Below are 12672 nucleotides of genomic sequence, written 5' to 3' on the forward strand. Positions count from 1 at the left end.
CCTTCCTGATGCAAGCTGGGGTAGTTGTCGAGCAGGGGCTGGTCATGGTTCAGGAGCCGCAGAACGATGCGGAACGCAAGGAAAGGCGCTTCGACCTGAGTGTCCCTCAGGTCGCGGGCAGTGCCCTGGCCGCGGTCGCGGCCGCGGTGATGGCCTCGCAACTGGGTGTGTACGGCACGATCGCCGGCGCGGGCGTGATGAGCATCGTGGCCACCAGCGGGGGACCGGTCTTCCAGCACTTCTTCCGGCGTACCGGGGAGCAGATCCGCGAGGTCACCGTCCATGTGAAGCAGCCGGGCGGACGCCAGGTGACCGTCCGCAGCCGGGGCACGGTCCCCGCCGCCAGGCGGCCGGACGACGACACCGCGGCGGCCCACGCGGTGCCCCCGGAGACCGGCCACGCGCGGCAGGTCAACGACGACCTGGAGCGCACCCGGCTGCTCGGCGCGGTGGACCCGGAGGCCACGCAGCTGCTGGGCGCGGTGGACCCGGAGCGTACGCAGCTGCTGGGCGCCGTGGATCCGGAGCGTACGCAATTGCTCGGGGCCGTCGATCCGGAAGGCGGGCGGGTACGGGGGCAGGCCGCTCCGGGGGGTGTGCGGGCGGGAGTGAACGACCCGGAGGAGACCCGGCTGTTCGGACAGGGTGAGACGCCCGGCGCCGACGACGCCTACTCCGAAGCCCGCACCCACGGCACCCGCGTCCGCGGCTGGAAGCGCTCGGCCCTCGCCGCCGTGGCGGTCTTCGCCGTCGCGATGGGCGGCATCACCGTGTACGAACTGGCCTCCGGCAACGACCTCAGCGGGAACGGCGGCACGACCGTCGGGTCGGTGGTGCGCGGCGGGCACGGCAAGGCGTCGAAGGACCCGGCGCCCACGCACAGCGCCGACCCGGGGCAAAGCGGTGACACCGAGGACCGCCGCCCGGACGACGGAGGCTCATCGGCTCCCGGCACGGCCCCCGGTGAGGACAGCGGCTCCACCCCCGGCAGCGGCAGCGGTTCCGGATCGGGTGACCCCTCGACGGGGCAGCCGGACCCGACGCCCTCCACCACCGGTGGGAGCACGGCGCCGGACCCCACCACCTCCACGGCCCCGGAGGAGACCGCCCCGGACGCGCCGGAGCCCACCGCGACCGGGGACGCGCCGGCGGACGGGAACGGCGCCCCGGGCCGCGCGGACACCGACGGGTGAGCACCGCCCCGGGCCGTCATCGGGTGACCACCGTGCTCCGGGGCATCGGCACTCGGCGGCCGGCCGCCGCCCGGTGACGGCCGCCCGGACTGCCCGGTGGCCGTCCGCCCGGCTCAGTCGCCCAGGACGCGGCGCAGGTAGTCGTTGCCGAACAGCCGGTCCGGGTCGAGCCGGTCGCGCAGGGCGGTGAACTCGCCGAACCGGGGATACGCCTCGGAGAGGTAGGCGGCGTCCCGGGTGTGGATCTTGCCCCAGTGCGGGCGGCCGCCGAAGCCCGTCATGATCCGCTCGACCGCCGTGAAGTACCCCCGGTACGGGGTGCCCCGGTACATGTGGACCGCGATGTAGGCGGTCTCCCGGCCCGAGGCCGTCGAGAGCGCGATGTCGTCCGGAGGCGCCGTGCGCACCTCGACGGGGAAGCTGATCCGCAGCGGAGAGCGGTCGATCATGGCCCGTACCTCCCGCAGGGCCTCGACGGCGGCCTCACGCGGCAGCGCGTACTCCATCTCGACGAAGCGCACCCGGCGGGGGCTGGTGAAGACCTTGTACGGGATGTCCGTGTAGCTGCGGGCCGACAGCGCCCGGCTGGACACCCCGGCTATCGCCGGTATGGCGCCGGGGAGCGCCCGGCCCACGGAGCAGGCGACCTGGAAGACCCCGTTGGAGAGGAACTCGTCCTCGATCCAGCCACTGACCCTGCCGGGGGGCGCCGCGGGACCGGCGCTGCGGTTGTTGCGCTTGGTGTTGCAGTTGCCGGTGTGCGGGAACCAGTAGAACTCGAAGTGCTCGTTCTCGGTGACCAACTGGTCGAATTCGGCCGTGACCCGGTCGAAGGGCATCGGTTCCTCACGGGCCGTCAGCAGGAAGACCGGCTCCACCGCGAAGGTGATCGCGGTGACCACCCCGAGCGCCCCGAGCCCGATCCGCGCGGCCGCGAAGACGTCGGCGTGCTCGTCCGCCGAGCAGCGCAGCAGCGTGCCGTCGGCGGTGACCAGCTCCAGCGCCCGGATCTGCGCCGCGACGGAGGCGGAGTCCCGCCCGGTGCCATGGGTGCCGGTGGAGGTGGCCCCGGCGACGGTCTGCTCCATGATGTCGCCCATGTTGGTGAGGGAGAGCCCCTCCCGGGCGAGCGCCGTGTTCAGGTACTTCAGCGGGGTGCCGGCCTCCACGGTCACCGTCATCGCCGTACGGTCGATCTCCCGGACCCCGGTGAGCAGGTCCGGCCGTATCAGCACCCCGTCGGTGGCGGCCGCCGCCGTGAACGAGTGGCCCGTCCCGGCGGGCTTCACCCGCAGGCCCTCCCCGGCCGCCCGCCGGACCACCTCCGCCAGCTCCTCCACCGAGGCGGGGGACACGGCCCGCGCCGGCCGGGCCGTGACGTTGCCCGCCCAGTTACGCCAGGTGCCCGTCGTAGTTGCGTAGGTCTCGGTCATCTTCCCCGCGCCCTCCCGTCGGTTCCGGCTCCACGAGCCGGCGGTACCCCAGGAACGCCACCGCGGCCGCGAGCGCTCCCGCCACCGCGGGCACCAGGTACCCCGCCCGTGCCCCCGAGGCGTCGACCATCCAGCCGGCGGCGGAGGAGCCGAGCGCCACCCCGACCGCCAGCCCGGTGCTGGTCCAGGTCATGCCCTCGGTCAGCTGGGTGCGCGGTACGTGCTGCTCGACGAGGGCCATGGTGGTGACCATCGTGGGTGCGATGGCGAGGCCCGCGGCGAAGAGCGCCACGGCCAGGAACGGCAGACTCCCGGCCAGTTGGAGGGGGATCATACTCACGGCCATCGCGCACACCCCCAGCAGCCACCGCGTGGACGGCTTCCCCTTGAGGTGCAGCACCCCGAAGACGGCCCCGGCGAGGCACGACCCCAGGGCGTAGACGGCCAGGACGAGGCTGGCGGCGGCCTTGTGGCCGCGTTCCTCGGCGAAGGCCACCGTCACCACGTCCACCGCGCCGAAGATCGCGCCCGTGGCGACGAAGGTCACCACCAGGACCTGGAGTCCCGGGGAGCGCAACGCCGAGCCGGCCGTGTGGTGCTCCGCCGGGAGCGGCCGGGGCTCGGTGGCCCGCTGGGACGTCAGCCAGAAGACGCCGGTCACCAGGAACACGGCGGCCAGCAGCGGACCGGCCTCCGGGAACCACGCGGTGGACAGCCCGATGGAGACGATCGGGCCGATGATGAAGCACACCTCGTCGACGACCGACTCCCAGGCGTACGCGGTGTGCAGCTGCCGCCCGGCCCCCCGGTAGATCTCCGCCCACCGGGCCCGGACCATCGACCCCATGCTCGGGACGCACCCGGCGCCCGCCGCGAAGACGAAGAGCGTCCACTCGGGCAGCCCCCGCTGCGCGCAGACCAGCAGCCCCGCGACCGCGGTGACCGCCACCAGGGTCACCGGGCGCAGCACCCGGCGCTGCCCGTACCGGTCGACCATCCGTGACACCTGCGGGCCCATGACGGCCGCCGCCATCGCCAGGGTCGCGGAGAGCGCGCCGGCCAGCCCGTACCGCCCGGTGAGCTGCGACACCATCGTCACGACGCCGATGCCCATCATGGACAGCGGCATCCGGCCGATGAAGCCCGCCGCGGAGAAGGACCGGGTTCCCGGTGCGGTGAAGACGGCGCGGTAGGGGCTGGGCACGAGGGACTCCGGTGAAACCTGACATGTGTGGAGATGACCGGCACAGCTTACGGCGCGGCCGGGCCCCGGCCGACCGGCGGATGTCGGGTGCCGGGCTGTCGGAGGCGGGTGGCAGGATCGAGGCATGTCCGATCTGCGCGATCCCGCACCCTACGACGCCCTGCTGCTGCTCTCCTTCGGCGGCCCCGAAGGCCCGGACGACGTGGTCCCGTTCCTGGCGAACGTGACCCGCGGCCGGGGCATTCCGGAGGAACGGCTGAAGGAAGTCGGCAAGCACTACTTCCTGTTCGGCGGAGTCAGCCCGATCAACGCGCAGAACCAGGCACTCCTGGGCGCCCTGCGCGAGGACTTCGCCGGACACGGCGTGGACCTGCCGGTGTACTGGGGCAACCGGAACTGGGCGCCGTACCTCACCGACACCCTCCGCGAGATGGTCCAGGACGGGCATCGCCGCATCGCCGTGCTCGCCACCAGCGCCTACGCCTCGTACTCCGGCTGCCGGCAGTACCGCGAGAACCTCGCCGCGTCGCTGGCCGAGCTGGAGGCGGAGGGGCTGCCCGTACCCCGGGTGGACAAGCTCCGGCACTACTTCAACCACCCCGGCTTCGTACGCCCCATGGTGGACGGGGTCCTGGCCTCGCTCGCCGACCTTCCGGAGGACGTCCGGGCCGGCGCGCACCTCGCGTTCTGCACGCACTCCATCCCGACCGCGGCGGCCGACACCTCCGGCCCGGTGGAGACCCACGGCGACGGCGGGGCGTACGTCGCCGAGCACCTGGACGTGGCCCGGGTGATCGTGGACGCCGTACGCGAGGAGACCGGGATCACCTACCCCTGGCAGCTCGTCTACCAGTCGCGCAGCGGGGCCCCGCACATCCCGTGGCTGGAGCCCGACATCTGCGACCACCTGGAGACGCTGCGCGGCGAGGGCGTCCCGGCGGTCGTGATGGCCCCCATCGGGTTCGTCTCCGACCACATGGAGGTCCTCTACGACCTCGACACGGAGGCCACCGCCAAGGCCGCCGAGCTGGGCCTGCCCGTCCGCCGGTCCGCGACCGTGGGCGCCGACCCCCGGTTCGCCGCGGCCGTCCGCGAGCTGGTCCTGGAGCGCGCCGCCGCCGAACGCGGTCAGCCGGTCCGGCGGTGCGCGCTCGGCTCCCTCGGCCCCTCCCACGACCTGTGCCCGGTCGGCTGCTGCCCGGCCCGTGCCCCCAAGCCGGCCGCCGCCGGAGCCGACAGCCCGTACGCCTGAGAGCCGGCCGGGCGGCCTTCGCCGGAAAGGGCCGCCCGGCCGGCTGTGTACCCTCCCGCAGGCGCGCCGGCCGGCCGGCGCCACCGACCCCTGGAGCGTTGTGACCGACCCCTTCCTGACCGAACTGCTCGACCTCGCCCTGGAGGCCGCCCGCCGCGCCGGGGCCCTGCTGCGCGACGGCCGTCCCGCCGATCTCGGTGTCGCGGCGACGAAGTCCAGCCCCATCGACGTCGTCACCGAGATGGACATCGGCGCCGAGAAGCTGATCACCGGTTTCCTCTCCGACCGCCGCCCCGCGGACGGCTTCCTCGGCGAGGAGGGCGCCAGCGCCGAGGGCACCAGCGGCGTCCGGTGGGTCATCGACCCGCTCGACGGCACGGTGAACTACCTCTACGGGCTGCCGACCTGGGCCGTCTCCATCGCCGCGGAGCGGGACGGCGAGCGGGTCGTGGGCGTGGTCGAGGCCCCGATGCGACGGGAGACCTTCCACGCGGTCCTCGGCTCCGGCGCCCACCTCAACGGCGCACCCCTCCGCTGCCGCCCCACCGCGCCGCTCGACCAGGCCCTCGTGTCGACCGGCTTCAACTACGTCACCGAGGTACGCACCCACCAGGCGGAGGTGGCACGGCGGCTGATCCCGCGACTGCGCGACATCCGGCGCGGGGGATCGGCCGCCATCGACCTCTGCGACGTCGCCGCGGGCCGGCTCGACGGCTACTTCGAGCGCGGGCTGCACCCCTGGGACCTGGCGGCCGGCGACCTGATCGCCCGGGAGGCCGGAGCGCTCACCGGAGGACGCCCCGGGCTGCCCGCGGACGGGGACCTCACCGTCGCCGCCACCCCCGGGGTCTTCGAGCCGCTCCAGGCACTCCTGGAGGAGCTGGGGGCCTGGCACGACTGACCGGACCGACCGGCTGGGGGCCTGGCACGACTGACCGGACTGACCGGCTGTGCCGGGAGCCGCCGGGCGCGCCCGGCGGCCCCCGGACATGACGAGAGGGCCCCGGGTGCCCACTGCGGCACCCCGGGGCCCTCCCGGCCTGGATCAGACGCTGGTGGTACCGATCTCGACACCGTGCTCGGCGGCCAGACGGCGCAGGTCGTCCAGCTCGCTCTGCTCGACGTCCGCGAGGAAGTCGTCGCCCGTCTCACGCGCCCTCGTGAGGTCGGACTCGGTGGTCTTGATGCGGTGCAGCAGACCTGCGGTGAAAGCGTCCATGTAGCGCCCCCTCATCGTGGGTCGGTGGCACGGGGGTGTGCCCGGGATTCCTCCGGCAGGTGCCGGAGTGCGGACGATCACGCGGCCCTCTGGGAACAGAGCGGGCTGTGGTACGCCACATGCAGGGCGTGATCGCGGGTGTGCATTCGTCCTCCCCGGAGCGCTCGCGGGGGAAACCTCAACTGGCCCGGAAATCCGATGATTTCCCGGCAAGGGTCCCGGGGCGGGCGTCGTCTTACCGCCGGTTTATGCGCGTTACGGGCAGGATGGACGCGCACAGCCGGCGCCGCCGGCGTGCGACGAGCGGCCGGGGACCCGGGCCGCTCGACGTCTGTTTCGAAGATCTACGGAAGGACTGCGCCGTGCGCGTACTCGTCGTCGAGGACGAGCAGCTGCTCGCCGATGCGGTGGCCACCGGACTGCGCCGGGAGGCCATGGCCGTCGACGTCGTCTACGACGGAGCCGCGGCCCTGGAGCGGGTGGGCGTCAACGACTACGACGTCGTCGTCCTGGACCGGGACCTCCCGCTGGTGCACGGCGACGACGTCTGCCGGCGGATCGTGGAGCTGGGCATGCCCACCCGGGTGCTCATGCTCACCGCGTCCGGGGACGTCAGCGACCGGGTGGAGGGCCTGGAGCTCGGTGCGGACGACTACCTTCCCAAGCCGTTCGCCTTCAGCGAGCTCACCGCGCGCGTCCGCGCCCTGGGCCGCCGGACCACCGTCGCGCTGCCGCCCGTGCTGGAGCGTGCCGGCATCAGGCTCGACCCGAACCGCCGCGAGGTCTTCCGGGGCGAGCAGGAGATCCAGCTCGCCCCGAAGGAGTTCGCGGTGCTGGAGGTCCTGATGCGCAGCGAGGGCGCGGTCGTCTCCGCCGAGCAGCTGCTGGAGAAGGCCTGGGACGAGAACACCGACCCCTTCACCAACGTGGTCCGGGTGACCGTGATGACCCTGCGCCGCAAGCTCGGCGAACCGCCCGTCATCGTCACCGTCCCCGGCTCCGGATACCGGATCTGAGCGCGGTGCCCGTCTCTCCGGCGCCCCTGAAGGCGCCCCCGAAACCGACCTGGGAGCCGAAGCCGCAGGACTCCCCGTACCCCTGGCTGCGTCCGACCATCCGGATACGGCTCACGCTGCTGTACGGCGGCATGTTCCTGATCGCGGGCATCCTGCTGCTCTCGATCATCTACATGCTGGCGGCCCAGGCCGTGAACGCGGGCAGCGACCTGCCGTTCGAGGTGGTGAACGGGCAGGTCACCAGCCAGGTGTGCGACCTGCCGACGAAGGCCAGCCCGGACACCTTCAACGCCGCCCTGAACGCCTGCGCCAACCAGCAGCGGGACCACGCGCTCGACTCGCTGCTGAACCGCTCGCTGCTGGCCCTGGTGGGCCTCAGCGTCATCGCCTTCGCGTTCGGCTACGCCATGGCGGGCCGCGTCCTGTCGCCGCTCGGCCGGATCACCCGTACCGCCCGCCGGGTGGTCGGCACGGACCTGAGCCGCCGTATCGAGCTGGACGGCCCGGACGACGAGCTCAAGGAGCTCGCGGACACCTTCGACGAGATGCTGGACCGCCTGGAGCGCGCCTTCACGGCCCAGCAGAGGTTCGTGGGCAACGCCTCGCACGAGCTGCGCACGCCCCTGGCGATCAACCGCACGCTGCTGGAGGTCCACCTCTCCGACCCGGAGGCACCGCCGGAGCTGCACCAGCTGGGCCGGACCCTGCTGGCCACCAACGAGCGCAGCGAGCAGCTGGTCGAAGGGCTGCTGCTGCTCGCCCGCAGCGAGAACCAGATCGTGGAGCGCAAACCGGTGGACCTCGCCGAGGTCGCCGACCGCGCCATCGACCAGGCCCGCTCGGAGGCGGCGGGGAAGGGCGTGGAGATCCGCGGCGAGCGGACCCCCGCGGTCGTCCAGGGCAACGGGGTCCTGCTGGAGCGGATCGCGCTGAACCTCGTCCAGAACGCCGTGCGCTACAACGTGGCCGAAGGGGGCTGGGTGGAGGTCGCCACCGAGCTGCGGCCCGGCCAGGCGCTCCTGACCGTCACCAACACGGGCCCCGTGGTGCCCGCCTACGAGGTCGACAACCTCTTCGAGCCGTTCCGGCGGCTGCGTACGGAGCGCACGGGCAGCGACAAGGGCGTCGGGCTCGGCCTGTCGATCGCGCGGTCCGTCGCGCGGGCGCACGGAGGCCGTATCATCGCGGAGCCCCGTGAGGGCGGTGGTCTCGTGATGCGTGTCACGCTTCCGGTCTGAGATGCTTCGCCGCGTGAAGTGGCATTGGATCGCCCTGTTCGCTTTGGGCGGAATTCAGGACCCCCGCCTCCGGCGTGTCCCTGTGTGATCGATCACAGCAACGAATTTCAGACTCTCTACTCTCTGTGACCACATCTCTCCCGGGATGCCGGGAAAAGTCCGGGTTTTCGGGGGGTGGTATCACGGGAAGTACACGGGGTGGCGCCCGTGAACCGCACGAACGGGACCGTGTACGGTCCCCATCGCCACCCAAGCTGATCGCTACCGAGGGATCCGGTTGGGTGTCGATTGAGTAACAGACCTTGATGTGAGGCAAAATCTCCGCCTCAGGTCGGGCACAAGTCCGGCCTCTCACGCGTTACGTGCGCTGAGACACCGCAGACACCCATGAGGGGGAGAGCGACATGGCAACGGATTACGACACCCCACGCAAGACCGACGACGACGTCGATCAGGACAGCCTGGAGGAGCTCAAGGCCCGTCGGAGCGACAAGACGGCATCGGCCGTCGACGTCGACGAGTTCGACGCGGCGGAAGGACTGGAGCTCCCCGGAGCGGACCTGTCCAACGAAGAACTGGCCGTGCGCGTGCTGCCCAAGCAGGCTGACGAGTTCACCTGCATGAGCTGCTTCCTCGTGCACCACCGCAGCCAGCTGGCCCGCGAGAAGAACGGCCAGCCCATCTGCCGCGACTGCGACTGAGTCCGGTCGGCCGTGGCAGGCGACACACCGTTTCGGAAGCGGCGCCTGCGGCGCACGAAATCGTCGGAGGCACATCAGGGCGGCACCGGCCCGGCAGAAGGCGTTCGCGCGTCTGCCGAGCATCCGGCCGCCCTGTCCGCCTCTCCCGGCACATCCGACGACGAGCGAGGCCGCCCGGCCTCGCTCGAAGCAGTCCCGGGGGCGGTTCCTCCGGGAACGCCCGGACCCCAGGACCCCCACGAGGACGCGAAGGCGCCGGGTCGTCCGCGTGGCCTGGGACGTGGTGCCCTCAAGGGCAGGGAGACCGTCCGCGCGATGGTCGGCCGGCTGGCCGACCGGATCATCGACACGGCTCCCCGGATCCCCGTACGGGACCTCGCCACCCTGCGCCGGCAGTTCCCCGGGCTCGGCCCGGAAGAGCTCGCCGACAGACTCGTCGCGGGCGCGTGCAACGCGACCGCGACCGTCGGCGCGGGCATCGGGGCGGCCGCGATGATGCCCGTACCCCCCGTCATGACGGCCGGACTGGCCGCGGAGATCACCGGTGTGGCCGCCGTGGAGATGAAGCTCGTCGCCGAGCTCCACGAGGTCTACGGCAGACGCCCGCCGGGCAACATCGCCCAGCGCAGCACCGCCTACCTGACGTCCTGGACGCGGGAGCGCGGTATCGAGGTGGCACGCCCCGCCACGCTGAACGCGGCGCTCGGCGGCCAGATGAAGCGTGAACTGCGCCAGCAGATCATGAAGCGCACCGTGCGCGACCTGCCGAACCTCATCCCGTTCATGATCGGCGCCGCCGTCGGCGCGCTGATGAACCGCCGGGACACCAGAAAGCTCGCCGACCGGGTCAGGAACGACCTGCGGCGCGACCAGGTCGACTGGGACCGGCTCACCGGGCTCCCCCCGCTGGAGCAGCCGTCCGTCCCCGCGAAGGAACTGCCCGAAGGGCTCGACGACCCCGGCCTCTGAGCCCGGCCGGGCGTCAGGCGGGCACGGCCGCGAGCGCCGCCACCAGGGCCTGCGGCTCCCGGGTCGAGAGATAGAGATACGGCGTCGGGTCGGCCGGATCCGTGACCTTCACCCGCACCGCCGTCGGGACGTAGCTCCGCAGCAGCATGAACGCGCGGGTGTCCGCCTTGTACGAACGCCAGGCGCGCGCCTCCTCCGCGTCCAGCACCTCGGCGTCGCCCAGGGCCGACAGCGGGATCGTGGCGTCCCCCGCGACGAGGGTGTCCCCCACCACCCGGATGCGCACCGAGCCGTAGCCGCTGACGGCCATCGCGGACAGGACCGCCCCGCCGGCCAGGGCACCGAGCATGGGCAGGGTCCCCAGGGGCAGGAACATCAGCGCGCAGGCGACACCGATCAGGAAGGCGATGAGCCACCACGAGCGGGGCGCGGTGAGGCGTTCGTCGAAAGACGATGCGGAAGGCTGCATGGATCCAAGCTTGGCACGGAGCCCCCCGTGCGAGGCCGCGCGGGTAAGGTCTGCGGCTGTGAGTGGAACATCTGAAGGTCTGACACCCCCCGAGGACGCGGTGAAGCCGGTCCGGCACCCGGACGCCCCGCAGCCCGGCGAGCTCCTCGGCTCGCACTACGAACACTGTTTCGGTTGCGGAGGCGCCCAGCCGCACGGCCTGCACCTGGAGGCCCGCGCCGGGGAAGGTGTGAGCGTCACCGCGGAGTTCACCGTGAAGCCCGCCCACCAGGGCGCCCCCGGTCTCGCGCACGGCGGTGTCCTGGCCACGGCGCTCGACGAGACCCTCGGCGCGCTCAGCTGGCTGCTCCGGGGCATCGCGGTCACCGGACGGCTGGAGACCGACTACGTCCGGCCGGTGCCGGTGGACACGGTGCTCTACCTGGACGCCGAGGTCACGGCGGTGCACAAGCGGAAGATCTACTCCCGGGCGACCGGCCGGATCGGCGGCCCGAACGGCCCCGTCGCGGTCCGGGCGAAGGGCCTGTTCATCAAGGTCGAGGTGGACCACTTCACCCGGAACGGCCGGGCCGAGGACATCGACGCGGCCATGTCCGACCCGGACACCGTCCGCCGCACCCGCGCCTTCGAGGTGAACCCGTGACACGCCCTCCCGTCGACGTACTCATCCGCCGGGTCGACCCGGACGTGCCGCTCCCGGCCTACGGGCACCCCGGCGACGCCGGTGCCGACCTGGTCACCACCGAGGCCGCCGAGCTCGCCCCCGGCGAGCGGACGGTGCTGCCCACCGGGGTGTCGATCGCGCTCCCCGACGGCTACGCGGCCTTCGTGCACCCCCGCTCCGGCCTCGCCGCACGCTGCGGACTGGCCCTGGTGAATGCCCCGGGGACGGTTGACGCCGGGTACCGTGGGGAGATCAAGGTGATCGTGGTCAACCTCGATCCGCGCGAGACCGTGCGGTTCGAACGGTTCGACCGGATTGCCCAACTGGTCGTCCAGCAGGTCGAGAAGGTCCGCTTCCACGAGGTGGCGGAACTCCCCGGTTCGGCGCGGTCCGAGGGAGGCTTCGGGTCCACCGGCGGTCACGCCGCCGTGGACGGCGTCAGGGGCGGTAACACCCAGGGTGGGAACAGCTACGCTTCGGTCGTATCCGACCGGGAAGGACAGTGACGTGTTCGGACGTCGCAAGAACAGTGATGCCGCCAAGGAACCGGCGGACGAGGCGCGCGAGGCCGAGCAGGTCGTCGACGGGCCCGACGACTCCGACGCGGCCGGGGAAGGCCGCCGCCGGACGAACCTTCCGCCGGCCCCCCGGCCGGACGGGCCGTGGGACCTCTCGGAGGTCTCCGAGCCCGGTGAGGGCCGGGTGGACCTCGGCGGTGTCTTCGTCCCCGGAGTCGAGGGCATGGAGCTGCGCGTGGAGGTCGCCGGCGACGCGATCGTCGCGGCCACCGTCGTGCTGCGCGACAGCGCGATCCAGCTGCAGGCCTTCGCCGCCCCCAAGAAGGAGGGCATCTGGGGCGAGGTCCGCGAGGAGATCGCCTCGGGCATCACCCAGCAGGGCGGGATCATCGACGAGGTCGAGGGCCCGCTGGGCTGGGAGCTGCGCGCGCAGGTCCCCGTACAGCTCCCGGACGGGACGAACGGCGTTCAGCTGGTGCGTTTCGTCGGCGTCGACGGGCCGCGCTGGTTCCTGCGCGGTGTGATCTCCGGCCAGGGCGCGGTGCAGCCGGCCGCCGCCGGGCTGCTGGAGACCATCTTCCGGGACACCGTGGTGGTCCGCGGCGACGGCCCGATGGCCCCCCGTGACCCGATCGTCCTCAAGCTCCCCAACGACGCCCAGATGGTGCCCGAGGGCGTGCAGCAGGACGACCAGGCGGGCTCGAAGTTCTCCGGTGGCATGGGCCAGCTCCAGCGCGGCCCGGAGATCACCGAGGTGCGCTGACCCGTACATCCGTACGCCGAGGCCGGTGGGCCG

14 protein-coding genes are annotated in these 12672 nt (G+C 72.6%); 10 read left to right on the forward strand and 4 right to left on the reverse strand.

The genetic code is table 11. The features are described 5' to 3' along the window. Positions 1-44: 44 nt before the first annotated feature. Positions 45-1193, forward strand: coding sequence for a hypothetical protein (locus tag B9S64_RS25080; protein ID WP_103492609.1), 1149 nt, complete (start codon positions 45-47; stop codon positions 1191-1193). A 113-nt stretch (positions 1194-1306) separates the two neighbouring features. Here B9S64_RS25080 and B9S64_RS25085 read toward each other — a convergent pair whose 3' ends face one another. Then, entirely contained in the window at positions 1307-2626 is a 1320-nt protein-coding gene (locus B9S64_RS25085; protein ID WP_103492608.1) for a D-arabinono-1,4-lactone oxidase, read from the reverse strand. Then, complete coding sequence (locus B9S64_RS25090; protein WP_103492607.1) at positions 2586-3830, reverse strand: MFS transporter; 1245 nt, start codon at positions 3828-3830, stop codon at positions 2586-2588. The genes B9S64_RS25085 and B9S64_RS25090 overlap by 41 nt, the downstream gene beginning before the upstream one ends. A gap of 124 nt (positions 3831-3954) precedes the next feature. Here B9S64_RS25090 and B9S64_RS25095 point away from each other — a divergent pair, with 124 nt between their 5' ends. After that, positions 3955-5082, forward strand: a complete 1128-nt coding sequence (locus B9S64_RS25095; RefSeq protein ID WP_103492606.1) for a ferrochelatase — start codon at positions 3955-3957, stop codon at positions 5080-5082. 100 nt (positions 5083-5182) lie between these two features. Then, the gene (locus tag B9S64_RS25100; protein WP_103492605.1) at positions 5183-5983 is read left to right on the forward strand and encodes an inositol monophosphatase family protein; all 801 of its coding nucleotides are present in this window, start codon (positions 5183-5185) and stop codon (positions 5981-5983) included. Between the two features lie 144 nt (positions 5984-6127). Here B9S64_RS25100 and B9S64_RS34600 read toward each other — a convergent pair whose 3' ends face one another. Beyond that, entirely contained in the window at positions 6128-6301 is a 174-nt protein-coding gene (locus tag B9S64_RS34600; RefSeq protein ID WP_167344442.1) for a hypothetical protein, read from the reverse strand. A 362-nt stretch (positions 6302-6663) separates the two neighbouring features. On the opposite strand from B9S64_RS34600, the gene B9S64_RS25105 reads away from it, so the two are divergent. The 4 genes from B9S64_RS25105 to B9S64_RS25120 all read left to right on the forward strand — a co-directional run bounded on the left by B9S64_RS25105 (position 6664) and on the right by B9S64_RS25120 (position 10225). Further along, positions 6664-7317 carry a response regulator transcription factor gene (locus B9S64_RS25105; protein ID WP_028441153.1) on the forward strand — a complete coding sequence of 218 codons (654 nt, stop codon included), beginning with the start codon at positions 6664-6666 and terminating at the stop codon, positions 7315-7317. A 5-nt stretch (positions 7318-7322) separates the two neighbouring features. Next, positions 7323-8555, forward strand: coding sequence for a cell wall metabolism sensor histidine kinase WalK (locus B9S64_RS25110; RefSeq protein ID WP_103492604.1), 1233 nt, complete (start codon positions 7323-7325; stop codon positions 8553-8555). Positions 8556-8959: 404 nt separating this feature from the next. Next, on the forward strand, positions 8960-9256 hold the full coding sequence (locus B9S64_RS25115; RefSeq protein WP_003965732.1) for a DUF4193 domain-containing protein: 297 nt from the start codon (positions 8960-8962) through the stop codon (positions 9254-9256). A 12-nt stretch (positions 9257-9268) separates the two neighbouring features. Next, positions 9269-10225 (forward strand): hypothetical protein, encoded by a 957-nt coding sequence (locus tag B9S64_RS25120; RefSeq protein ID WP_103492603.1) that lies wholly within the window; start codon positions 9269-9271, stop codon positions 10223-10225. 13 nt (positions 10226-10238) lie between these two features. Here B9S64_RS25120 and B9S64_RS25125 read toward each other — a convergent pair whose 3' ends face one another. After that, complete coding sequence (locus tag B9S64_RS25125; protein WP_103492602.1) at positions 10239-10694, reverse strand: DUF3093 domain-containing protein; 456 nt, start codon at positions 10692-10694, stop codon at positions 10239-10241. Positions 10695-10794: 100 nt separating this feature from the next. On the opposite strand from B9S64_RS25125, the gene B9S64_RS25130 reads away from it, so the two are divergent. From B9S64_RS25130 to B9S64_RS25140, 3 genes are read left to right on the forward strand one after another with little or no spacing between them, the layout of a single operon-like run. Further along, on the forward strand, positions 10795-11337 hold the full coding sequence (locus tag B9S64_RS25130) for a PaaI family thioesterase (protein WP_372454114.1): 543 nt from the start codon (positions 10795-10797) through the stop codon (positions 11335-11337). Further along, entirely contained in the window at positions 11334-11864 is a 531-nt protein-coding gene (gene dut, locus B9S64_RS25135) for a dUTP diphosphatase (protein ID WP_030623827.1), read from the forward strand. Before B9S64_RS25130 ends, dut begins: the two co-directional genes overlap by 4 nt. 1 nt (position 11865) lies before the next feature. Beyond that, a complete protein-coding gene (locus tag B9S64_RS25140; RefSeq protein ID WP_028441147.1) occupies positions 11866-12639 on the forward strand; it encodes a DUF3710 domain-containing protein in 774 nt (257 codons plus the stop codon). Positions 12640-12672: the final 33 nt, after the last annotated feature.

The organism is Streptomyces sp. SM18 (genome assembly GCF_002910775.2).
GTDB lineage: Bacteria > Actinomycetota > Actinomycetes > Streptomycetales > Streptomycetaceae > Streptomyces > Streptomyces halstedii.